This is a genomic window from bacterium, from assembly GCA_021372535.1.
Classification (GTDB): domain Bacteria; phylum Latescibacterota; class Latescibacteria; order Latescibacterales; family Latescibacteraceae; genus JAFGMP01.
Window position 1 is genome coordinate 44,404 of the sequence record JAJFUH010000234.1, and the last position, 23,195, is coordinate 67,598.

At 52.9% G+C, this 23,195-nt stretch carries 20 protein-coding genes; 4 read left to right on the plus strand and 16 right to left on the minus strand.

What is annotated here, in order from left to right:
- Positions 1-117 precede the first annotated feature (117 nt).
- A complete protein-coding gene (locus LLG96_20200; GenBank protein ID MCE5252531.1) occupies positions 118-2,106 on the plus strand; it encodes an LTA synthase family protein in 1,989 nt (662 codons plus the stop codon).
- Between the two features lie 12 nt (positions 2,107-2,118).
- Here LLG96_20200 and LLG96_20205 read toward each other — a convergent pair whose 3' ends face one another.
- The 8 genes from LLG96_20205 to thiC form a co-directional block, all read right to left on the minus strand.
- Positions 2,119-3,114: a phosphatase PAP2 family protein gene (locus tag LLG96_20205; GenBank protein ID MCE5252532.1), complete on the minus strand. Its 996-nt coding sequence runs from the start codon at positions 3,112-3,114 to the stop codon at positions 2,119-2,121.
- Positions 3,115-3,282: 168 nt separating this feature from the next.
- Positions 3,283-4,815, minus strand: a complete 1,533-nt coding sequence (locus tag LLG96_20210; GenBank protein ID MCE5252533.1) for a hypothetical protein — start codon at positions 4,813-4,815, stop codon at positions 3,283-3,285.
- A 98-nt stretch (positions 4,816-4,913) separates the two neighbouring features.
- Entirely contained in the window at positions 4,914-6,071 is a 1,158-nt protein-coding gene (locus tag LLG96_20215) for a hypothetical protein (GenBank protein MCE5252534.1), read from the minus strand.
- 170 nt (positions 6,072-6,241) lie between these two features.
- Complete coding sequence (gene larC, locus LLG96_20220) at positions 6,242-7,402, minus strand: nickel pincer cofactor biosynthesis protein LarC (GenBank protein MCE5252535.1); 1,161 nt, start codon at positions 7,400-7,402, stop codon at positions 6,242-6,244.
- A gap of 12 nt (positions 7,403-7,414) precedes the next feature.
- Positions 7,415-8,188, minus strand: a complete 774-nt coding sequence (gene larB / locus LLG96_20225; protein MCE5252536.1) for a nickel pincer cofactor biosynthesis protein LarB — start codon at positions 8,186-8,188, stop codon at positions 7,415-7,417.
- Positions 8,185-9,204 carry a tRNA dihydrouridine synthase DusB gene (gene dusB, locus LLG96_20230; GenBank protein ID MCE5252537.1) on the minus strand — a complete coding sequence of 340 codons (1,020 nt, stop codon included), beginning with the start codon at positions 9,202-9,204 and terminating at the stop codon, positions 8,185-8,187. Before dusB ends, larB begins: the two co-directional genes overlap by 4 nt.
- Positions 9,205-9,330: 126 nt before the next feature.
- Positions 9,331-10,644, minus strand: coding sequence for a 30S ribosomal protein S12 methylthiotransferase RimO (gene rimO / locus LLG96_20235; GenBank protein ID MCE5252538.1), 1,314 nt, complete (start codon positions 10,642-10,644; stop codon positions 9,331-9,333).
- 5 nt (positions 10,645-10,649) lie between these two features.
- Positions 10,650-11,942, minus strand: a complete 1,293-nt coding sequence (gene thiC, locus LLG96_20240; protein ID MCE5252539.1) for a phosphomethylpyrimidine synthase ThiC — start codon at positions 11,940-11,942, stop codon at positions 10,650-10,652.
- Positions 11,943-12,314: 372 nt separating this feature from the next.
- Here thiC and LLG96_20245 point away from each other — a divergent pair, with 372 nt between their 5' ends.
- Entirely contained in the window at positions 12,315-12,611 is a 297-nt protein-coding gene (locus tag LLG96_20245) for a nucleotidyltransferase family protein (protein MCE5252540.1), read from the plus strand.
- Entirely contained in the window at positions 12,595-12,930 is a 336-nt protein-coding gene (locus LLG96_20250; GenBank protein MCE5252541.1) for a DUF86 domain-containing protein, read from the plus strand. The genes LLG96_20245 and LLG96_20250 overlap by 17 nt, the downstream gene beginning before the upstream one ends.
- A gap of 136 nt (positions 12,931-13,066) precedes the next feature.
- On the opposite strand, the gene LLG96_20255 is transcribed toward LLG96_20250, so the two are convergent.
- Complete coding sequence (locus tag LLG96_20255; protein ID MCE5252542.1) at positions 13,067-14,158, minus strand: DUF5009 domain-containing protein; 1,092 nt, start codon at positions 14,156-14,158, stop codon at positions 13,067-13,069.
- A 339-nt stretch (positions 14,159-14,497) separates the two neighbouring features.
- On the opposite strand from LLG96_20255, the gene LLG96_20260 reads away from it, so the two are divergent.
- Positions 14,498-15,223, plus strand: a complete 726-nt coding sequence (locus LLG96_20260; protein ID MCE5252543.1) for an FKBP-type peptidyl-prolyl cis-trans isomerase — start codon at positions 14,498-14,500, stop codon at positions 15,221-15,223.
- Positions 15,224-15,345: 122 nt separating this feature from the next.
- Here LLG96_20260 and LLG96_20265 read toward each other — a convergent pair whose 3' ends face one another.
- From LLG96_20265 to LLG96_20295, 7 genes are all read right to left on the minus strand, one after another.
- Positions 15,346-16,113, minus strand: coding sequence for a hypothetical protein (locus tag LLG96_20265; protein ID MCE5252544.1), 768 nt, complete (start codon positions 16,111-16,113; stop codon positions 15,346-15,348).
- A 152-nt stretch (positions 16,114-16,265) separates the two neighbouring features.
- Positions 16,266-16,967 carry a cytochrome c3 family protein gene (locus tag LLG96_20270; GenBank protein MCE5252545.1) on the minus strand — a complete coding sequence of 234 codons (702 nt, stop codon included), beginning with the start codon at positions 16,965-16,967 and terminating at the stop codon, positions 16,266-16,268.
- 414 nt (positions 16,968-17,381) lie between these two features.
- Positions 17,382-18,626, minus strand: a complete 1,245-nt coding sequence (locus LLG96_20275; protein ID MCE5252546.1) for a M20/M25/M40 family metallo-hydrolase — start codon at positions 18,624-18,626, stop codon at positions 17,382-17,384.
- Between the two features lie 116 nt (positions 18,627-18,742).
- A complete protein-coding gene (locus tag LLG96_20280) occupies positions 18,743-19,924 on the minus strand; it encodes an NAD(P)/FAD-dependent oxidoreductase (protein ID MCE5252547.1) in 1,182 nt (393 codons plus the stop codon).
- A 38-nt stretch (positions 19,925-19,962) separates the two neighbouring features.
- Positions 19,963-20,133 (minus strand): 4Fe-4S binding protein, encoded by a 171-nt coding sequence (locus LLG96_20285; GenBank protein ID MCE5252548.1) that lies wholly within the window; start codon positions 20,131-20,133, stop codon positions 19,963-19,965.
- Positions 20,126-21,595 carry an amidophosphoribosyltransferase gene (purF, locus tag LLG96_20290; GenBank protein MCE5252549.1) on the minus strand — a complete coding sequence of 490 codons (1,470 nt, stop codon included), beginning with the start codon at positions 21,593-21,595 and terminating at the stop codon, positions 20,126-20,128. Before purF ends, LLG96_20285 begins: the two co-directional genes overlap by 8 nt.
- 34 nt (positions 21,596-21,629) lie before the next feature.
- A complete protein-coding gene (locus LLG96_20295) occupies positions 21,630-22,712 on the minus strand; it encodes a histidinol-phosphatase (GenBank protein MCE5252550.1) in 1,083 nt (360 codons plus the stop codon).
- Positions 22,713-23,195: the final 483 nt, after the last annotated feature.

Sequence of the window (23,195 nt, forward strand, 5' to 3'; positions counted from 1 at the left end):
AGCCTCAATATCTGTATATATACCGGTTCAATTTTAATTATATTCATACCGCACATTACCTGTTGTTCCTCCGATCATAATTGTCCACATTGTACCATGCTGTCTACAAAGGATCAGATGAAAAGCTGGAATCGATTTTTCGCCCAGTTCCGAAAGGATATGACTTTCTGGATATTCTGTGTATTGTTTTTCCAGATAACCAGGGCAATTTTCATTATCCTTCTCAGAGATGAAATAAGCAGTACGAGCGGAGTATCCGATATTGCGATGACAGTGCTTATCGGCCTGCGGTATGACGGCATGGAAGCAAGCTATTTCACCGCCATTCCGTTCATGATGAGCGTTGTCTGCGGATTTGTGGACATTAACAAGGCCTGTGACCGCGTCCGTATCATTACCGGCATCGTACTAGTAACACTCACCACGATTTTAGCCGTCGTGGGATATGGCTATTTCAGGGAATATCACGATGTATTCAACGGTTTTCTGTTCAATCTTCAGTATGATGACAGGCGGGCGATTTTTTCGACGATTGAGGAAGAATACCATCTTGTGCCGAACCTCATCGTCATGGCAATAATCATATTCGCCGGACAGTTCGCCCTGAGATACCTGCTGAGGAGATCGTTTGTCCGGGATGATTTTTTTCTGACCGTGTTTTCCACGCGGCGACGGAAAATATGGGCGACTGTGATTATTGTCGCTTTCTTTTATGTCAGCACCGGTTCTTTTGGCCGTCACCCGCCCAAACGGAGCGATGCCGGAGTCACCACGGACGCATTTCTCAACAAAATGGTTATGAACTCATACATGACCCTCTATACCGCATTCAAGGAATACAATCTCCTCGTGGGCGCGAAAGGCCTTCAGGTTTTTCTTCCCGACGGAGATGTGGCACAGGCGGCCCGGTTCGTGTTTTCGACCTCTGAATCGCGCGACAATCTCGACAGCTATTTCCTGAAACACGCAAAAGGGCCCAGGGGACAGAAGCCCCGTCATATATTTCTCATCATCGAAGAAAGCTATGACTCGTGGCCTCTCATGGATAAATATTCGTCGCTCGGGCTGACAACGAATCTCAGGGCTCTCGCGCAGGAGGGTTTCTACTGGAAATGGTTCCTTCCGGCATCGGACGGTACCATGACCTCCATGGCGGCGATCATTACCGGGCTTGCCGATGCGGGGGTATATGTGAACTACCAGAAGTCGGCCCAGGAGGTTTTCTCCTCATCGCTTGCGGATACATTCCGGCGCCTCGGTTACAGAACACGGCTGTTCTACAGCGGTTATCTGCGATGGCAGAGGATAGACGATTTCTGCAGGGCGCAGGGTTTCGAGGAGATATACGGCGCCCCGAGCATGGCAGGCTGGATATACACCAATCAATGGGGTGTCGATGACGAGCACCTGTTCGGTTTTATCGAAAACAACGTTCCGGACAATATCCCGAGCTTCAACCTTGTCCTGAACACCACATACCATCCTCCCTTCAGCGTCGATGTATACGGGAAAGGCTTTCCCCTGCGGACTGTTCCGGAAGACATGAAACCATACTGGGGAAACACGGTGAGCCTGAATCTTCTCGGCCACCTCTGGTATGAGGACCGGGAGCTCGGCACGTTCGTCCATACCATGGAAACACGGCTGACCGATCCGCTGTTCGCAATCACCGGCGACCACAGTTCCCGGAGATTCATAAACGCCAGGCCCGATATGTATGAACGGTCATCGGTACCCTTTGTCCTGTACGGGAAGGATGTTCTCAGGGGCATTCCATTTCCGTCGAACCCGGCGGGAAGCCATCTCGATATCGGAGCTACCCTTATCGAGCTCGCCGCGCCGGAAAGTTTCCCCTATTATTCGCTCGGGAACGATCTTCTCGCTCCGGCGGACAGTTTTTATGGCATAAGCAAAGGATTGATCATCTCATCGGGCTTTATATTCGATGCGGAAAACGATCAGAAATTCTACCCGCTTCCCGGAAAAGAGCTCCCTGATAATCTCCCCGATGCACAAACTTTGAAAAAACTTCATGATGCTGTCCACGGGATTTCATGGTGGCGGGTCAAACACGGTTCGGGGATTTCCGGCAGCGTACATCAATAACAGTACCCGGTGTTACCGCTTCCCGAATCTTCCTGTGATCTTCGCGAGCACGGTTTTGCCTTTATCGAAAAGATCGAGGGTTTCCGGATAGTCCGCAGCCACGTGATCTCCGGTCACATACCGGTACCAGAGGGCGTTGACACGGGGGCCGAGCCATACGCAGAAAGCCGCATGCGCAAGTCCCGCAATGACATCGATAACATAGTGGTAGCGCAGGTAAATCGTTGCGCACACGATCCCCGTGCACACCGGCGCCATGAACCAGAAAAGCCAGCGGCGGTACCGGTACGCATAGACTGTCACAATGACGGAGATTGCGGTATGAAGGGAGGGGAAACAGTCGCGGCGTGTCGATTCGAGGGCATTGAGCATTTCGTAAACCTTGTCGGACATCATGGTGGTGCCCTTGACGCTCAGAGTGAACAGATCGGCCATATAATACCGCGGGCCGACAGTCGGCAGGAGAATATATCCGATATACCCGAGGTAAAATCCGAAGGTGACGCTCACCATGACATTGCGGAACCGGTGAAAATCCCTGGAAATATAGAGTACGAAGCCGATTATGGGGAGAAACGGATAATAATTCACATAGGCTATGTGCATGATCTCGCTGAGCCACGGGTGGATATGGCCTTCGAGCCAGAGCGTGGGATTGACGCCGCCGAATATGAATTCGTCTATCCGTTTCATCACAGGATCGGCGTCATGAGGATTCACAAAATGAACGAGATTGCCAAGGTTCTCGTACGCCAGAAGAACAATGATAATGGGCGCCCAGTTACGGATGATCTTTACAATCGTTATTCCTGATTTACGCGAGAGAACGGCAAGCCCGATGACGATCAGAAATGCGTTGATCATCGCGCGAACCATTATTGTCGGGCCTTTGATCCGGGTTCCGTACCTGAACGACAGCACGAGCAGAAGCCCGAAAAAGATCAGACAGAGCACCTCCTCGGGATAGAGCCGCACACGGTATTTTTCAAGAAAAGGCTTGTCGATCACTGGTCTTCCTGTATGGAGTGGCTCTCAGCCCGGTCTGTTCATGCATTTCCATCCGTTTTCAACCCTCACGCCCCAATTCCCCTCTTTCGCGTGCGGGAGAGGGGATGTCTCAAAGCGACAGGGGTGAGTGAATAACAGGTGATACCCCGGAGTTCACTTCGGGGCAGGTCATTTTCCCTGATACTCATACGCCCCCAGATCGGGCGAAGCACCCGAGTAGGGAAGACTCACACCCTGGCCCTGAGTCCATGACACCGGTCTGTCAACCGTGATGCGGTTCAGACTGTAATCGACAGCCTTTATGACTGCGGTCGTAGCCTGACCTTCGAGCTGAATAGTGTCTCCCGCCTCTCCGGGAATTCCCCAGCCGTCGTAGAAAAAGCCGGCGTCATTCACCGTGAACGAAGTGCCCGTGGCCGAAGCATCGGTAATGTTCGCCAGAAAAACGCCCCTGTCGACGCACGGGCTTCCGGGCTTCAGCCTGAAATCGGGAAGAGCCGGGTTCCCCGTGTCAGACGGGATCGTACCATCCATGAAGCCGGGATCGCCCTCGTCTTTCCAGTTGTTGAAAATATTCTGCGGCCCGGCGTCACCATAGCCGGTTATCGATTTGCCGTCCAGGTTTGCATGGAGGATGTTGTTCACGATGATGTTTCCCGGCATGGGGCCGTTGCCCCAGTTTCCGAACGCTATTCCCCCTGTCCAGAAATGGTCGATTTCGCCGTTGTAGCCGTTATGATAGATCGTGTTGGAGTACACGTGGTTGTCGGTGGGATTGCTGACCGTCATGCTGGCAAAGGCTATTCCCGCGGCTCCGTTTGCATAGCACATGTTTCTTCTCACGATATTGCGCGGAGACCGCAGCACAAGGCCATTTGCGCCATTGTCGTCAGGAGGCAGACCCGCAAAGGCGAAACGATTGTCTTCAAACAGGTTACGCTCGGCCATGGCGCCGATTGTCATCGCATTGCGGTTTCCACAACCGCCCACTCTGGCGCATTTCATCCATTCCTCATTGTGCAGATAGTTCTTTCTGACCACATTGTTCCTCCCGCAGATATGGAGAATATGGTGACCGCCGTAAAAGAACACATTGTTCTCGACAACGTTGAAGCTCGTGTCATCGGTCGTGCTCGAATCGTATCCGATATCGAGAACAGCGCCCTTGTCGTCGTCATCGCTGACCCAGCCGAACCGTGAGAAGGTGCAGTCGTGTATCCTGTTGAACGTGGAGTTGTCATGAACCCATGAACCCATCCAGGTTGTTTCGAGCTTGTTTTTGTCGAATGTACAGCGGCTGATGTCATTGTGATGGCCGTTCTCAATGATGAGGAACTGCTGGCAGTCATGAAAGTTGATTCCCTGCACCGAAATGAACGACCCGCCAACGATATGAATTGCATATCGAGTGCCCTCGACCGTCACCTGCTCATTATCGAAACAGGCATATGTTATTCTCTCCGTATCCGATTTTCCCGATCGGACCGGGGCAATATGACTTTCATAGACTCCGGCTCTCAAATACACCGTGTCGCCGGCCTGCACATAAGCATTCGCCGTGTCCAGCGCGCAGGGAGTCATGATGTTTGCCGATTGACTCCATGTCGCTGTGCCTGAAGGAGATACATAATGTTCGGCGGCAAAAAGACCGGATACCGTGATACCGAGAAATGCGACCATGCACAGAACTTTTTTCATCATACCAGTCCTCACATTTCCCCGTTCATCATCGACCTTTGGCTTTTTTGAAAAACTTCAGGACAAGACAATAGTATTCACACAATGCGGGAGCGGGATTATCACCATTTCTCGCGGCGTTCATCGACATCGATGATACGGATATACGACTGCTCATATTCGGTGACAAGCTCGAGGATGCCGTCGCTGTCGACATCGATAAGGTAGAGGCGGTCGCCGAGCGGTATGTCGCTTTCCCATTTGACATTCTTGAACTTCGAGCTCAGAATCGTACCGGAATTGAGAATGATTTCAACTTCCGGATCGGTGTCCACATTGCCGATAACCATATCGGTCGCCGTGTAAACCTGCGTTGAGGTCCATTCCTCGAACTGGGATTTGGGATCGAACTGTACGAGCTTGCCGGGGAGACCGGGTTTATTGGCGATGAAGAGTATCTCTTTCTGGGGATCGTCATCGATATTTGCCACGATCATGCAGCTTATCCCGAGGTAGGTCTGCTCGGGCGTTCTGTACTTGAGATCATGGTTCCTGTATCCGTAAATGAAGATATTGCCCTGCGTGGTATAAGCCACAATTTCGGGCTCGCCGTCGCTGTCGATATCATCCACGAAAATACCGCGAACAGGCGCAGTGAGCGGGGGGCTTTTCCATATTTCCTTGAAATTGCCGTCATTATCGGCCTCGAGCTGACGGATGAATCCTTTTTCCTCGCCGTAAACGATACCCCGCAGGTTAAAATCATCGTCAATGATGGTTTTCATAGTCCGGAGATTGGCTATGGGAACATTGTAAATCGACAGCTCCTCCCTGACAAGTTCGGATTTTCTGGTCTGAACGGCCGTTCTTCGTGTTCCGGGAGTTTTTGCCGGGGATTCGGCCGTTTTACCGGAATCGGCCGGAGCCAGTACGGGAGTTGTTTCTGCTTCCTGTGATTCCTCCTCTTTTCCCGGCTCCTTCTGCTGAGGAGTGGTCCCGACAGGCTTTTTTTCCCGTACGATACCATCCGGGGCGCCCTTTATGGGTTTTTCCGGTGTGATGATATTTTTTGGAAGCGGGAACGGCAGCTCACCGGCCTTTTCTTCCTCTTTCGGGGCAGTATCATCCTTTTCCTTTGTGTTTTCCCTGTTTTGGGCGATGTACAAGACGGACGACTGCTGCTCCGGCGAATCGTGAGCGGGTGATATTCCTTTTTCCTGAGCGGGGGTTGACAGCGGGAGCATGAGCCAGGCAAGTACCGCTCCAAACAACATATTCATAACAGACTCCTCCGGTGAATCGTTCAGCTATCGGCAGCGAGCTTCCGGCATTCGGAAAAATACAGCAGACAAAGAATTTCTGCCGGCAGTATCACTGCACCGTATACATGTGGTGTGTGTAAACTCTACCTGTCAATAGCTGTCGTTCGCTGGCATGCTCCTTTTTACGATCAGGAAGGTGTACACTTCCGTATGATGTCATAGACGGTCATGAGCGGAATGTTTCTTTCACGGGCGATGCGTGCGCAGTCGTCATATTCCGGAGCGCACCGTTCCGAGCCGCCGATATATGCTGTTTTTACCCGCACGGGGCCGAATTCGGTCTGGACTGTTCCGGCCTTGCGGTCGAGAACCTTTCTCATGACCCTGCTGATCCGGACGCCGAGGGTAGTCGTTTCGGAAAAAAGCATCGAGACCATGGTGTCTTTGAGGGAATCGTCCGTGAGAATACTGAGCAGTGTCCCGGGACGCCCTTTTTTCATGAATATAGAACACATATACACATCTTTGGCACCCGCGGCAAGCAGTTTTTCGGTAAGATACCCGAAAATCTCGGGATTCATGTTATCGATGTTGGTTTCGATCAGAACTGAATGGTCTTCGTTTGCGGAATGGGTAACGCTGCCGATGGATATCCTGAGCACGTTCGGAAATGCCTGGCTCTCCCTCGTCCCCGCGCCGTATCCGGCCGTTTCAGCCACAAAGTTGTCGAGCGCGCCGTACGAGGATGCAAGCGTCGTTATAATTGCCGCCCCGGTGGGAGTTGTCAGCTCGCCTGTACGGTCGGTACGAACCACGGGGATACCCTTTGTCAGCTCCACGACAGCCGGGACGGGAACCGGCATGACACCGTGCGCGCAGGTAACCGTGCCCGTGCCGAAACTGAGCGGAGTCGAAACAACCGTGCCAACGCCGAAATAGTCGAGACCGATGCAGGCTCCCACGACATCGACGATTGCATCGAGCGCGCCGACCTCGTGAAAATGGATTTTCTCGGGGGTCGTGTCATGCACCTTCGCTTCGGCTTCGGCGAGACGGGTAAATATACTGACCGCCCGTTCCTTGATTCCGCTCGAAAGAGTGCTCGATTCGATGATATTCCTTATATGTGAAAGGTGACGGTGTTCGTGCTGATGACCGGTGATGACATCCACATGGACAGCCGCGATACCGGCGCGCATCACCTGTTCCTGTTTCAGCTCGAAACCGCCGACACCCAATTTTTCCAGTTCCGCCGTGAGCACATCGAGCGGCATGCCGCCCGCAACAAGCGCTCCCAGAATCATATCTCCCGAAATCCCGAACATGCAGTCAAAATAAGCAGTTTTCATTTAACCCCCGGATCAAGTACGTTTACCGGACAGTCCCGTCCGGTTGATGAGGCTTGCGGCATATCCCGCCCCGAAGCCGTTGTCGATATTGACCACTGTAACTCCCGAAGCGCACGAGTTGAGCATGGTGAGGAGCGCAGCGAGGCCGTTAAAGGAGGCGCCGTACCCGACACTGGTCGGACAGGCGACAACCGGTATATCCACAAGCCCGCCGACAACGCTCGCCAGCGCGCCTTCCATACCGGCGACCACAACGATGCAGGACGCCGACATGATGATATTACGCCGCGCGAGCAGGCGATGAATACCCGCTACGCCGACATCATAGAGAGATTTTACATCATTTTTCATGGCGCGGGCTGTAACGACCGCTTCCTCGGCCACGGGGAGGTCGGATGTGCCTGCCGAAATCACGAGTATGGTGCCATGCGTCGATTCGTGGGCCGGTTCGGGCATTCCGACCACGAAGGTACGGGCGAGGTCGTTCCGGTATTCCCCGGGAAACCGCGCGTCAAGGGCATCGAGCGCTTGCCCGGATAATCTTGTGGCAAGGACGACGCTCTCGTGCTTCACGATTTCCTCTGCGATACGGACGATCTGATCGGTGGTTTTGTTCTGACCGAAAATGACTTCAGGGAAACCCTGCCGCCTGCTCCGGTGATGATCGACATTGGCGAAGCCCAGGTCGCCGAAATAATGTGACTCGATGAGCTTCTCCGCTTCTTCGACGGTTAATCCGCCGGAATGGAGCTGCTCCAGGATCGATTGTATCTCGCTCTGTTTCATGATTCCACCACTTCGGTATGTGTGTGATCGATTGTTACCATTTTCTCCAGTGATTCAAGAAATGCCGCGACAGTCCGCCTGACCTCGTCCGCTGTTCCGGCGCGGAAAACCTCCTGACGGAACCGCGCGCCGTCATGAACCCCCCGCGAGTACCACCCGAAAAATTTCCGCATGTTGAGAACGGCGAACCGCTCGCTCACTTCTTCCGAGAGCACATCGAGCTGACGGAGCGCCACGGTGAGCCGTTCCGCGATATCCGGAATACCGGCTGCTTCACCGCCACCAAGCACCGCGGCGACATCGCGGAAAATCCATGGATTCCCGAGCGCAGCCCTTCCGATCATGACCGAATCGGCGCCCGTTTCCCCGAGCATGCGCAGGGCATCGGCCGGTGTCCTGATATCCCCGGAACCGATCACGGGGACGGAGACCTTTTCCTTCACGGCCCTGATGACTCCCCAGTCAGCATCGCCGCCAAATCCCTGGCTTCGGGTCCTCGGATGCACGATAATTCCCTGTGCTCCGGCGTCCTCGCAGACCTGCGCAACTTCCACCGCGTTGATGCTTCCGTTATCCCAGCCCGACCGTATCTTCACCGTTACGGGGACACGCGAAACCGCGGTTACCGCCCCGACGACGGCGCGGAGAAGATCGGGATTCCGCATCAGAGCGGAGCCTGCGCCCCGGGCGATCACTTTTTTCACCGGACATCCGGCGTTTATATCGATAAAATCAGGCCCGAGCTCCTGAGCCCGTCGAACCGCCTCGGCCATATATGACGGATCGGCGCCGAAAAACTGGAATCCGACGGGACGTTCGGATTCATGGAATCTGAGAAACCGCGCGGTCTTGTCCCCCGGCTTGCTGCGAACGTATCCATCGGAGGATATCATCTCGGTCATGACCGGCCGTGCACCGTATTTGGCGCAGATGCGCCGGTACACGGAGTCGGTTACACCGGCGAGCGGGGCGAGCGCGGCATGGGTCCGGGTGAATATGTCATGTATCGATTTCATGAATAAGCCTTATATCGTTTTAACCCGATCTGTTTGCACGATTCAATGGAATACGGACTCACACAGATCGGGATTTCGTATCTTGCCGATGTAACATTGTAGGGGTAATTCATGAATTACCCCTGCTTAATCCTTTACCACCTCACCGGCAAGGTCATACGGCCCCGACCCGGTAATCCGCACACGGCAGAAAACACAATCTTCGGGGACTCCGCTGTCAACCGTGACGGTACAGTCGACATCGGGAGCGTCCATGTACGTCCGGCCTTCCGCCGCACCGGTTTCGGGGTCAACGCTGTCAACGATCATATCGAATTCATGCCCGGCGAGGGATTCATGAAACTGCCCCGATACCATCGACTGAGCTTCCATGAGGATTTCATACCGTTCCGCGGCGATTTCTTCGGTGACACGGTCATCCATCAGCGCTGCTCCGGTTCCCTCCTCGGGGGAATACACGAACGCGCCGAGACGCTCGAAACGGCTTTCACGCACAAAATCGAGAAGCTCGCCGAAATCCTCGCCGGTCTCGCCGGGAAATCCCACGATGAGCGAGGTTCTCAGCACAACTCCATCGATGCGCCCCCTTATTTTTCCGAGGAGTGCACGGATGTGGGCAGGGTCGGTCCGCCTTCCCATGCGTTCGAGCACCCGTCCGGAAATATGCTGAACGGGTATGTCGATATAGGGGAGCACCTTCGGTAAACCGTTCACGGCGTCGATCAATTCATCGGTGAAATGAGCCGGATGGGTGTACATGAGCCGTATCCAGTCGGCGCCTTCGATATCCGAAAGGCGGCGGAGTAAACCGGGCAGCGTTTTTCCGCCGAGGTCGGAACCGTATCGTGTGGTGTCCTGCCCGATCAGGATCAGCTCGCGGGTTCCGAGGGACACGAGCTCCTCCGCATCGCGGATTATATCGTCTTCGGGAACGCTCCTGTAAGGACCTCGTATGAGGGGTATGGTGCAGTACGAACAGCGGTTGTCGCACCCTTCGGAAATTTTGAGATAAGCGGTGTACGGCGGGCCGGTCACCACGCGTGAGTAGACCGATTCACCCTGTTCACCACGGCCGAGAAGCTCGAGACAGAGCGCGGGAATCCGGTCACGGTCTGCCAGCCCGACGATGGCATCAGCCTCGGTGAGCTCACGTTCGAGCTCGTCACGGTGCCTCTCGGCAAGACAGCCTGCCACGACGAGGGCGCGGAGGTTGCCGGTATGCTTGTATCCGGCGACGGACAGGATGGCGTCGATCGATTCCTCGCGGGCGTCGCCGATGAATCCGCAGGTGTTGACCACGATGACCTCGGCCTCTTCTTCGGGAACGATCTCGAATCCCCGTGAGACAAGGCCTCCCATGATACATTCGGAATCGACCTGGTTCATGGGACATCCGAGGGTGACGAGGGCGGCTCTGGGCGGTGTTGCTGGCTGGGTCATCTCCGTCAATTCTTCCTTGTAACTCCGAGAACATCGCCGATTTTACGCATTGCGCAGAATTCGCCGCACATGGTGCAGAGATGCTCGTCATGAGGCGGGTTCGAGGACCGGATGCTCCGGGCATGACCGGGATCGACACTCAGCTCGTACATATGCTCCCAGTCGAGGTTCTTGCGGGCCTCGCTCATACGGTCGTCCCAGTCGCGTGCTCCCGGATATCCCCGGGCAATATCGGCTGCATGGGCGGCGATCCGTGAGGCGATGACACCCTGTTTGACATCCTCCTTTTTCGGGAGACAGAGATGCTCCGACGGTGTCACATAGCAGAGAAAATCGGCGCCGTACATACCTGCGAGCGCTCCGCCGATTGCGGCGGTGATATGGTCGTACCCCGGCGCAACATCGGTCACGAGCGGGCCGAGAACATAAAAGGGAGCGTTGCGGCACAGGTTTTTCATGATCTTAATGTTGGTTTCCACCTGATCGAGCGGGACATGTCCGGGACCCTCGACCATGGCGAGTACTCCGGCGTGTCGGGCACGGTCGACGAGTTCGCCGAGCACGATGAGCTCGCTGATCTGCGAACGGTCGGTGGCATCGGCAAGACAACCCGGCCTGAGCCCGTCTCCGAGGGACAGCACGGCATCGTACCGGCCGGTTATGTCGAGCAGACGGTCGTATTCGGCGTAGAGGGGGTTTTCCTTTTCGTTATAGAGCATCCACTCGACGAGAAATGCCCCGCCGCGGGATACCACATCGGTCAGCCGTCCCTGCTCACGAATGCGCTCGACAACGGCGCGGGTGACTCCGCAGTGAACGGTGATAAAATCGACACCCTGGGCGAGCTGATCCTCGATGATGCCGAAGAAATCGTCCGCGGTCATATGCACCATGCCCTTGCGGTTATGGGCTGCCCAGACCCCGGCCTCGTAAATCGGCACAGTCCCCACGGGAACCCGGACGGTTTCGAGAATCCTCCGCCGCGTTCCGGCAATATCCCCGCCTGTGGACAGGTCCATGATCGTATCGGCGCCATACTCGACAGCGCAGAGAGCCTTTTCCACTTCCTCCTCGATCGAGGAGGCATCGGAGGATGTCCCGATGTTGGCGTTTACCTTGATTCTGAGCCCGGCGCCTATGGCGAGGGGATTCACCTTTCTGACCGCACTCGTGCACAGGGTGATCTCGCCCGCAGCGACACCATCACGGATACAGTCGGGGGTCGTGTGCTCGTCATGGGCAATCCGGACGAACTCGTCGGGAGTCTCGCCTTTCCGCGCCCGTTCCATACGGGTCATAGACATCGATCCGCCTTTCGTTGTATACATAAAATATCCTAAACTAATAAAGTAACAAAAAAATGGTTTTTTTCCAAGGAGAAACAACAGGCAGACGATTTATGGCATCTGAGAGCTTAGACTTCGGGGACGGGAAAAAGATTCATATGAGTAATAAATACTATCAAACAGTAACCTTGCTGAAATAAGAGCATACACATTTTTGTTCTTTCAGTACTATTTCTTCCTTCTGTTATTTTTTTACCAATTCAATACAAATGGTCAATTCATTTTTTGAACGTTTTTACACAGGTATGGGCCGTATTACTTCTTGACATTTTTTATGGAACATGATTATTTATTAAAACATTACATTTAAAATGGGGATTTCACATGCTGACACAGGCGGACATTTTACGGGAAATCGAGAAACACCGTGAAACACTCAAACGGTTCGGGGTCATGAAACTGGGAATATTCGGTTCGGGTGCACGCGGCGAAACCGACAGCGACAGTGATCTCGATTTTATAGTCGAATTGGGGAAAAAAACGTTTGACGATTACATGGACACCAAGGAGTTTCTCGAAGGACTGTTCAACCGGCCGGTCGATCTTGTTTTAAGCGATGCCATCAAACCGGCTCTTCGCAAAAAAATTCTTGAAGAAACTGTTTATGCCAAGGGATTATAAAGTATTCCTCGAAGATATTATCAAAGCCTCTCAAAATATACTGGACGATACCGAGGGGATGACGTATGCCGGTTTTTTCTCGGATAGGAAAACGTGTGATGCTGTTGTCCGAAATCTTGAAATAATCGGCGAAGCAGTAAAAAACATACCTGAATCAGTCCGCATTGAATATCCTGAAATCCCGTGGAAACGAATTGCCGGCCTCCGCGATATTCTCATTCATGAATATTTCGGCGTGGATAAAGAAATCATCTGGGATGTCATTCAAAATAAAGTTCCGATACTGGAAAAAGCCGTCAGGATAATTCTCGATACGTAATTATCTCAAATTTTTCCCTCTTTATGTTTCTTTAGCCGCTGTTTTATACCCAGAATGTCAGAAACTATCAATCCATTCATTTTTCAAGATTATTTTTGATCTTATCAGTGTAATCAGCGGTTCAGATATCCCCCCGTCATATCCTTATCACGATCTTATTCTTATAGAGCCAGTATGCCAGGTACCAGAACACGAGAAGGCCGAGGTTCTGGAGGATAATCTTTCCGGCAACGCCGAGCGGGACGAGAAACGGCGATGTGAAGATATTGATGAAATCCCTTGTCCAGTCACCGAAGAAATTGGCAAACATGTACATGAATATCGGGTTCATGCCGACGACCACCATGAACCATGTCCATTTTTTGTATCCTTTCACATCCACGAGCCAGTAGAACAGGGCGAGCGCAAGGAGCGACCAGCCGCCGCTCTCGATGATGAACGAGCTCGTGCAGATACGTTTGACAATGGGGGTCAGGGGATCGACCGCAAGACCGAGCAGAACCCCGATCACTCCGGCGACAGCCAGCGCCTTGACCTTCCGCATCTCCGGGCGGCTGCTTTTGAGCACTGTGCCGGCAACGACGCCCCACATGGTGTGAGCGGTCGAGCCGATGAAATTGATGGTGACCCAGCCGCCGCCGCGATTGATTTTGCCCATGAGTACCATGTCCATGAACGAGCCGAGGTTGTGATCCTTCAGCCAGGGATCGGTTACACCGGGAACGGGGATAAAACGGTAGGCAAGATAGTTGAACACGAGGATGGCGAACGAGATGATAATCTGCGTTCTGATGGGTTTACGCATGAACAGGAACGCCACCAGATAGGTGACCGAAAGCTGGGTCAGGACATTCCACAGTTCCCACACGAGTTTCCCGCTGTAATAGCAGTGGAGCATCACACCGAGTAACAGGAGGGTCAGCGACCGCCGTAAGACATGGAGCAGCGACCGGTTCCATGTCTCGCCGTGCTCCCGGCGTTTCGCGAACGAGAACGGCATGGCCACACCGACGATGAACATGAAAAAGGGCTGGATAAGGTCCCAGAAATACATGCCATGCCAGGGATGATGAGTAAACTGACGGGCAATAAATCCAAACGAGGGACTGTCGGTCAGGAATGGTATGCCGAAACCTTCCGAAACGAGGAGAATCATGGTGAATCCGCGAAACGCATCGAGCGATACGAGACGGTTCTGCTGTGAGAGGAGTCTGTTCCCGCTGTCCATGCCTCATGCTCCTGAAATAAGGTGAAATTGCGGTATGATTGTCATGCATACAGGCGGCGGATTTCTCCGGGAATGCCGTAACGATACAGATACACAATAATAATGTTTTCTTTTCGGATTTCAACATGAATTATCTTCATTTCTGTGTTTTTCATGCTGCAGGATTTCGTGGTATGAAAAAATATGTACGCATAATCCTTGCTTATAGTGTATATTATGATCTTCAATGGAATTTTTTTCACGATTGCCGACAACAACTGCTTTTTCATACCACATAACCTTCATAAATCCTACAATTTATGAAAAAGTGGCCCGGTCAACTCACTTAAAGGAGCTATCATGCACACAGCGCAGCCGTTGAAAACCACCCTCTTTATGCTTGTAATCGTATCCCTCCTGATGGCGGCATGCGTGAAAAGCGATAAAAAGGCCGGAGGCCCGATCACCCTGACCACTGATATCGACAAGATCAGCTACAGTATCGGGACCCAGATCGGTACCAACTTCAAACAGAACAAAATCGAAATCAACACGGATATTCTCGCCCGCGCCATAAGCGATGTCATGACCGATCAGAAGATGGCGCTTACCGAAGAAGAAATGCAGGCTGTGCTGGATAAATTCCAGACCGACATGCGGGCAAAAATGGAAGCCTCACGGAATGACGAACTTGCGGCGAATCAGGCCAAGGCAAGCGCCTTCCTCGCTCAGAACGCGGCCAAGCCCGGCATTACCACCCTGCCCGACAGTCTCCAGTACGAGGTCATTACCGAGGGTACCGGACCGAAACCGAAGGATACCGACACGGTCAAAGTGCATTATACCGGTTATCTCGAGGACGGGACCGAGTTCGACAGCTCATACAAACGCAACGAGCCTGCCGAATTCCCGCTCAACAGCGTGATTCCCGGCTGGACCGAAGCCCTGAAACTCATGAAAACCGGCGCTAAGTATAAAATCTACCTTCCGCCGCAGCTCGGTTACGGAGCACGGGGCAACCAGGTCATACCTCCCAATTCCCTGCTCATTTTCGAAATCGAGCTCATCGAAATTGTCAAAAAGTAACGGAATAGAACATATCATACGAGGGGCGGGAACCATTTCCGCCCCTTTTTTATTGTTACAAGCTCAGCGGGAATGGGAACATAAATGCGGAGGGATTATTCGACAGGCGCAGCAAACAGATATCAAAAATTATACACGAAATCCACATAGGGAATACCGGGGAAGAGCATGTCTTTGCCGGTGGTATTGAGAAAGGCAAGGTCTACGCTGATTTCCTCGCCGAAAAACCGGATACCGTATGAGATGAGGACGTTATCGATACCCGGACATATCCAGTTTTCGGTGACGAAGGATGTCCGTCGCGAAAGCCGTTGCTCCCCGCCGAGCACCACGAGGGGTTTATCCGTGAATTTCCCGCCCTCGAGCCCATAACCGAAGCCGAGTGTTATACTGTGGTTCGGAGTTCCATACGTGCCAACGCCATAAAGAACGCTGATGAGCGGCACATTTTCGTTATCCATATCGGGAAATTTCATCACGAGCGCCCCGGCGGCAATATTAAACAATTCAGACTGGTGCAATCTGACCTTCGGGGTAAAATAGAAGACCTGTTTTTTCAGGCTCCCGGAGGGCATGACAGACATTCCCCCGCCGAGCGATACACGGTCGCTCACGCCGTAATTGAATGCCGGAAGAAAGACCTCGTACACGCCAAAATACCCGTCGCCCTTTTTTATCATATGGCCTGTGGGAGCAAAATAGAGCCTCGTCCTGTTCGGATTGGGGAACCAGTACTTCCCGCTGCGAACGGAATCTCCGGGGACTTCCTGAATGCGCTGTATGGATTCCAGCGGAATGGTCAGAGTGCCGTAGGCGGTTTCGAACTCCACCGAAGAGACGCTGATGACCGTAATTTTCCCTATATGGGTCGATCCGTCAGCAGTCGTCATAATCTGGACGTGCCCTGGCTGAGGGACACCGATTGCTGATGAGTGTTTCTCCGCTTCGGCAAACGGTGCCTTTGAGATGCAGACTGTTAAGCACGCGAGAACGCAGAGAATTATAATTGTTTTGGATACTACCATAGGTCATCAGGAAATGTTCAGAAGCCCGTTTTACTCAGATCAAGAGTCGGATGGCAGATTACGCAGGTGACCCCGATTCCGACAGTCATTCGCGCAAGTTTTCCCGGAGCGCTTCCCCCATGGGCTGTATGGCATCCGAAACAGGCTTTCCCTGCAGCCAGATAATTCACCGGCTGGAACACTCCCATGGTGATGATGGCTTCCTTATGGCATTTGAAACAGGCGTTCGCCCTCATGGATCGGAGCATGTCGGATTTCCCGCCATGGCCGCGGTGGCACTGGAGGCAGTCGAGCTGAACGGCTTTCGATTCAAATCCGACACTCAGGAACAGCCCATGCCGGTCGCGGGGATTGATGGCCTTTCTCCCGACAATTTCACGATTGAAATGACATTTCCCGCAGATGAGATTCTTGTCGGTTCCGCTCAGTGACGGGATATGAGGAGGTTTGACCGTGTCGGGATTCCCGATATGGCTGGAAACATTCGCATGACAGGCAGCGCATCCCCCCGGCAACTCCGGAATCGCGGCAATCCGGGGAGTGGTCGCGTGCACGGTTTTCCGCCAGGAATTATATTCGGCCTGATGGCAGAGTCCGCACCGGTCCGGGTCGGGGATATTCTTCGGTGGAACGCCCGTGATTTCCGGTGCTACCCATGCACGGGAACATCCCATGACTCCCGCAAGCATGAAGGCATATAAAAGAATCAGTTTTCGCATTGAAACCGGAATTTCCCCTTTCACAATCGTGAGCAGTCAAAATTTTCCATATACTTATAGTACTCCCGATAAAAAGTTCGGTGGCATAGTTTCTTCCGGTAAAAGCAGACTCAAAATTCCCCTGGGGGACTTCAAGAGGGCTGTCAATGAACCGGGTGAGTCCAAAAGAATCCGGCATCGAATCAATGAACATATTTATTCCGCATAGCATATCTTTGTAAAACGATATTTTCTATAATCTTAACCCGCTCTTTCGCTTACTAGGATAATTCATAAAAATATTTATCCATGGAGACACGCGCAGGAGTAATTCATGAATTACCCCTACAATGTTACATCGGTACAATACGAAACTCAAATCCGCGAAAATCAGCGTTCTATAAAATTTAATGAACAGGCAGGGCTCGTTACTTCTTACAAATCCTGTAGTCTTTTCATCAACCCCCCGAACAGTTGAAACGCAATTTCCACGTACTCCGGTGAAATATATTTCGCCACATCGTCGGGACGGTGCCAGCAGAGATTATTCACTTCACCGACAGGTACCGAATCCACGACAATTCCCCGCGCCTGAATCCCGGCATCCCTGAACGGCATCGTTTCTCTTCCGAGACCGTCGCCCTTTCTCCATTCCGGTGTTCCCGGAATGTCGAGGTCGCCGTCGACGGAACGGACGAGTGATACGAGCGCCTCGTCGTTCGTAATGAGGGTCATATCGGGTCCCCATGTGACGCTGTCGAAATCCAGTATATACTTTATCCGGCCGAGAGAGCCGTCCCGTTTCCATTTTTCCGCGAGGTGTTTCGTTCCGAGATAGCCGTACTCCTCGCCGGTCGTGGCGATAAAGGTGAGGGTCTTTTTCGGTTTTGTGCCTGCAAAAGCATGAGCGATCAGGAGCACCATGATCAGCGATGCGGCGTTGTCGTTCGCTCCGGGGCTGTTATAAACCGTATCGAGGTGGGCGTAATACACGATTTCGTCCGTGCTCTCGCCGGGAAGTTTTCCGATGATGCTCGATGTTTTCGCATTGGGTATGAACCGTGTCCGGTAGCTCAGTTTCACACGGGTTTTGTTCCCGACAGCTTCATCGAGCATCGGGATATCCGGCTTGCCGATGTTCACATTCGGCATGCCGCCCGGCTTGTCGTCATAAAACCAGTATGGCCGGGGAGCAGCCTTTATTTTCGGGGAGATCGTTACATACCCGGTTGTTTTCCCGGATGCCGTATCGACAATTTCATAAGCGATCTGGCTCTTTTCGGACTTCTTCAGGACTCCGGCGATACCCCCGGGCGGCGTACCGCTCGTTCCGTGGCTGGGGCATATCTCGATCTGTTTGTCGCCGACTGTGAATTCCGGTGTTCCGATCAGAACCCACCGGTCGAAGGTCACCGTATCGAGCTCCACAGCCGGCAGCGAGCGCTCCATTTCTCTTTTGACAATCGCGGCCGCCTTGTCATATTCCGGCGAACCGACCGTGCGCGGGCCGAGGTCAGTAACGAGCGCTTTGAGCATATGCGCCAGGTATTCCGCCCGTTTTTCGGGGGTCGCTATAAAATCGCCGACCTTTTCAGCAGTAAGCACCGGAGATGATTTTACCATAACCGGCGCGACGAATGCCGTTCCCGCTGCAGCCCGTATGAAATCCCTTCTTTTCATATCCGTTCCCCTTTCGTCTGTTTCAGAAAATGACAGAAAGCCATAAATCGGTTAACCCGGATAACTCTCATGATCTTCTATAGTTATGGGGGTTCATTCCTGAAAAAGGTGGAATCTTAAAACACCACTTTCGCAAGAACGAGCAGCATGGCGGGATTACTGGTGAGCGCCGAAGTGAGCACCCGGACGGGCGTCCGTTTAGAAACGGGGAGTTTGATGATCTCGTGGGCTATTTCATTGAACCTGTTGTCGGGTATAGTGAGAATTGCTTCCTTGATACGGTAGAACCGCCGGTTCATCGAGCCGAAACGGTTTTCGCACCGCTTCTGGTAGACGGCAAGGGCATGTTCTTCCGGCTGAACGTTCCGTTTCAGCAGAACATCCGCGGCGGTCTCGCCAGCATATTTACCCGCAATGAGGGCGTTTATAATCCCGCCGCCGGTTATGGGATTTGCCATGTGAGCCGCATCTCCGCATACCATGACGCCATCTGTGACGATCTTTTTGAGTCCGCCCGTGCAGGATATGCCGCCGACAGTCCGTGAAACCACCGAAGCGTCCGGGAAAAAAGCGGCAAGAAAATCATCGAGGAATTCGACCGGTTTTTTCGAGCCGGCGCAGTCACCCGATATGCCGAGCCCCACATTCGCGGTGCGGCTCCCTTTCGGGAACATCCATGCATACCCGCTCGGAGCATATTTCTGGGTGAAATACAGCGAAAAGCTGTGGGGATCGATGTCGACGCCTGCAAGGGTAACCTGCGCACAGGTTTCCATGTCATGAGGTGCGGCGTTCGTCTTCAGGCCTGCCCACCGTGCGGCGCGTGATTCGGTGCCATCGGCGGCGATAACGATTCTCGCCTTCACCGTCCACTCTTCCGAGGTGCTGCACGTTCTCATGCTCACTGTCCGGAAGCCATGGTCATAGTCCGACATGGCAAAGGCTTCGACGCCGGTTTTCACCGATGCTCCGGCTTCGGCGGCGCGCTCGGCGACCATGCGGTCGAATTTCACGCGCTCGAGTATAAAACCCCGAACATTACCGGTGTCCATGGTGACAACGGTTCCATCCGGGGCGATAAGGTTGTAACCGGTAATGTTCGCCGCGATCCATGAGGGATCGGGTGTAAAGAACTCGCTGAGACCCTTTTCATCGACTCCTTCGGCACAGCGCACGGGATATCCGATAGTTCGGTCGCGCTCGACGAGGAGAACATCGAGCCCCAGACCGGCAGCGGTCAGGGCAGCCATCGAACCTGCCGGTCCGCCGCCGATAACGACTATATCATATGTGTTCATACCCCGCCTATTATCGTTCGAGTCATGAGTTTCCGCCGTTATTCTCCGACCAGCGCACCTACCGGACAGACCTTGACACAATTGAGGCACAGGATGCACCGGTCACGATCTATGCGTAAACCCTCGCCTTCGATAGAAAGCGCATCATGACCGCATACGCCCAGACAGGTGCCGCACAGCTCGCAGCGCTTCAAATCGAGCTCAATCATAGTTGTATCTCAGCGAGTCGGCATCGATTATATGGGAGTTCGATGTTGCCATTTCGAGACAGCTTTTCTTGAGGTCTTCCGGTATTTTTGTCGGGTATTTGCCGGAAAAACATGCAACACAGTACGAATTGTTCCCGTTCGGCACACTGCGCTTGAGACCTTCGAGGGAAAGATAACAGAGGGTATCCACACCTATGAACCGCCTGATCTCCTCCACACTCTTGTTCGACGCCATGAGTTCCTCGCGGGTCGGGAAATCCATGCCGTAGAAGCACGGTGAGATGATCGGCGGAGAGCTCACCCTCAAGTGGATTTCCCTGGCGCCGGCATCCCTGAGAAGACGGGCTATCTTGCGGAATGTCGTTCCGCGGACGATCGAATCCTCGACCACCACCACACGTTTACCATCGAGCACACCTCTTACGGGATTGAACTTGATGCGCACCTTGGCGTCACGGGTAACCTGGCTCGGATGGATAAACGTTCGCCCGATATAGTGGTTGCGGATAAGACCGATCTCGAACCTGATCCCCGTCGTATGGGCATACCCGAGAGCAGCGGTATTCGAGGAGTCCGGCACCGAGATGACGATATCGGCTTCGACCGGGCTCTCCTGTGCGAGAGTCTTTCCGATCTTGCGGCGGGCTTTGTCCACGCAGTCCCCGAATATATAGCTGTCGGGCCGTGAGAAATAGATATACTCGAAAATACAGAAGTATTTTTTCTGCGGTTTGAAGGGTTTGATGGAATGCAGTCCCTCATTGTCGAAGGTGACGATTTCGCCGGGCTCGACATCGCGGACATACCGTGCGCCGATGATATCGAGCGCGCAGGTCTCGGATGCAACCACCCAGGCCGAATCGGTCTTTCCGATGCACAGCGGTCTGAAGCCGTGGGGATCGCGCGCCGCGATAACGCTGTCGTGGGTGATGATAACGAGGCAGTATGCGCCCTCGATTTCCCTGAGCGCTGCGATGAGGCGGTCACGGAATGTTGCTTTCCTCGACATGGCGGCAAGATGAATGATGAGTTCGGAATCGAGCGTAGTCTGGAACAGGGCGCCTTTTTTCATAAGCTTTTCATAGAGCGAGCGGGTATTGGTCAGGTTGCCGTTATGGCCTATCGCCACCTGGCCGTCACGGTCGGCGGCCATGAGCGGCTGGACATTCCGTATACGGTTCGAGCCGGTCGTGGAGTAACGGTTGTGCCCGATGGCCATGGTACCCTTCAGGTACCTGAATATGCCCTGGTCGCCAAAAACCTCGCTGACGAGCCCCATGCCCCGGTGATAGAACATATCTTTTCCATCCGAGGTTACTATCCCCGAGGATTCCTGTCCCCTGTGCTGGAGGGCATAGAGGCCAAGATATGCCATTTCAGCGGCGTTTGGATGGCCGTATATACCGAAAATTCCGCATTCCTCACCGGGTTCGTCATCGAAAAGCCCGTTGCCGCGATTCATGCATTTCGCGCAGTTATCTGAAAATGATCCATCGTTATTCATGGTTCTCTGTACCTCGCAGGCGGATATGGTTGGAATATATCCATGGTCTGTTCATTCGTTTGATCTTGACGCGGTATGCGCCCGGTTCGGAGGTGGTGTACGAGAGCGTCTTCCCGCGGGATTCTGAGACAACGCTGCCGTCTCTCAGGAGGAAAATATCCCCGGCTTGCGGAGATGTTACCATAAATTCCGCGCTCGGGGTTTCAAGCGTGTCGCCCATATGAAATATCCTGCCGCCTTCCGACGCCGTGAATCTGAAGCCGCGGGCATCTCCCCACCGGTAATTGGAGATAAAGCACCGTGCGGATTTAAGAGCTCCGAGCACGGCTTCCTTAGCTTCGGTAACTTCATCGGAAATACGTTCTTCGAGAAGAATATGAGTCCTGATACCCTTGAAAAGCACTTTGTATCTGAAAATATAGATGACGATCGGTCCTACCCGGTATGGGTATGCATGGGCGTCGATTCCGCCGATACCGGGCATCACCCCGTTTTTGTTGAGATCATCCCACCGCTTGAGGGTTTCCGGCTCGGGTCCGTTGAGATATTTGAGGGGATGAAAAACTCTGAAGTACTTATTGGTATGAGTCAGTTTTTCGAGCCATTCGGATGCATGGTTCCATATCTCGATACCGTCATACCCCTCGGAATCCCATGCGGTCCAGGGATAGGGAGGATATTCTTCCATTGCGGTGCGCTTCTCGTCCGGATGGGCAATAAAACCCACACCGCCATGGTTTTTAACCTCTCTTACATATTCATGGGCAGACAAATAGGGGGGAAGTATTTCATCGAGTCCGAACGCGAGATAATGATTATGGTTGTCGGCATCGTTTATTTCGTATCCGATGATGCAGAGCACCGGGCCGAACCACCGTTCCAGTCCTGCCTTGATCGGGTCGAGAGTCATATGATCCGCAAACATGATAAAATCGAGCCTGGACTGCGCAGCGATGTCCACAATCTCGGGTATCGGCCTGAGCCCATCCGAGTAATTCGAATGGATGTGAATCGCGCCGACATATTCGTGCATGGAACCGGCGTTCCCGTTTTCTGTTTTCCGGTCATAGCTCATGTAATTGTCCTCAACCCCGATCTTTCTCTTATGGATGAGAGAAGGGGATTATCATAATCATCGATTCATACCGAATTGTATTCGAACAGCTGTCATAGCTCACTGCAGTAATTCCAAAAGATGCTGAAACCAGTTCAGCATGACGGCGCTTATGCTATATCCTGAATTTATTTCAGGGTCTATTGCGTGCTTTTTTACATCATTGAACGCAATTTTGCATCATACCGAAGCCGGCTTCAATGAAAAAGACCTGTCAAACGTTTAAAGCCTCTGAAAAACACCGTCCGGAGGATATGAGCTGTCAAGGGTCAGCACAAAGTGCTGATTTACATGCCCCTGACAGTAACCAAACTACATATTTCATCATCGGGCGGGTGAAAAGATATTTTTTTAACCGCCATCTTAATATAATATATTCCAATGGTAATTGCTGTGTAAAATACCGGATGTCTGTCCCGCTATGATGTTGCCTGACAGCGCCAT

Bases quoted from the DNA above. Each gene is read 5' to 3' on its own strand.
- larC (MCE5252535.1), bottom strand. From the start codon at position 7,402: ATGAAAACTGCTTATTTTGACTGCATGTTCGGGATTTCGGGAGATATG.
- LLG96_20265 (MCE5252544.1), bottom strand. From the start codon at position 16,113: ATGACGACTGCTGACGGATCGACCCATATAGGGAAAATTACGGTCATC.
- dusB (MCE5252537.1), bottom strand. From the start codon at position 9,204: ATGAAATCGATACATGACATATTCACCCGGACCCATGCCGCGCTCGCC.
- LLG96_20250 (MCE5252541.1), top strand. From the start codon at position 12,595: ATGCCAAGGGATTATAAAGTATTCCTCGAAGATATTATCAAAGCCTCT.
- LLG96_20295 (MCE5252550.1), bottom strand. From the start codon at position 22,712: ATGAGCTATGACCGGAAAACAGAAAACGGGAACGCCGGTTCCATGCAC.
- rimO (MCE5252538.1), bottom strand. From the start codon at position 10,644: ATGACCCAGCCAGCAACACCGCCCAGAGCCGCCCTCGTCACCCTCGGA.
- LLG96_20245 (MCE5252540.1), top strand. From the start codon at position 12,315: ATGCTGACACAGGCGGACATTTTACGGGAAATCGAGAAACACCGTGAA.
- LLG96_20285 (MCE5252548.1), bottom strand. From the start codon at position 20,133: ATGATTGAGCTCGATTTGAAGCGCTGCGAGCTGTGCGGCACCTGTCTG.
- LLG96_20255 (MCE5252542.1), bottom strand. From the start codon at position 14,158: ATGGACAGCGGGAACAGACTCCTCTCACAGCAGAACCGTCTCGTATCG.
- larB (MCE5252536.1), bottom strand. From the start codon at position 8,188: ATGAAACAGAGCGAGATACAATCGATCCTGGAGCAGCTCCATTCCGGC.
- LLG96_20260 (MCE5252543.1), top strand. From the start codon at position 14,498: ATGCACACAGCGCAGCCGTTGAAAACCACCCTCTTTATGCTTGTAATC.
- LLG96_20275 (MCE5252546.1), bottom strand. From the start codon at position 18,626: ATGAAAAGAAGGGATTTCATACGGGCTGCAGCGGGAACGGCATTCGTC.
- LLG96_20280 (MCE5252547.1), bottom strand. From the start codon at position 19,924: ATGAACACATATGATATAGTCGTTATCGGCGGCGGACCGGCAGGTTCG.
- purF (MCE5252549.1), bottom strand. From the start codon at position 21,595: ATGAATCGCGGCAACGGGCTTTTCGATGACGAACCCGGTGAGGAATGC.
- LLG96_20215 (MCE5252534.1), bottom strand. From the start codon at position 6,071: ATGAATATGTTGTTTGGAGCGGTACTTGCCTGGCTCATGCTCCCGCTG.
- LLG96_20210 (MCE5252533.1), bottom strand. From the start codon at position 4,815: ATGATGAAAAAAGTTCTGTGCATGGTCGCATTTCTCGGTATCACGGTA.
- LLG96_20200 (MCE5252531.1), top strand. From the start codon at position 118: ATGAAAAGCTGGAATCGATTTTTCGCCCAGTTCCGAAAGGATATGACT.
- LLG96_20270 (MCE5252545.1), bottom strand. From the start codon at position 16,967: ATGCGAAAACTGATTCTTTTATATGCCTTCATGCTTGCGGGAGTCATG.
- thiC (MCE5252539.1), bottom strand. From the start codon at position 11,942: ATGACCCGTATGGAACGGGCGCGGAAAGGCGAGACTCCCGACGAGTTC.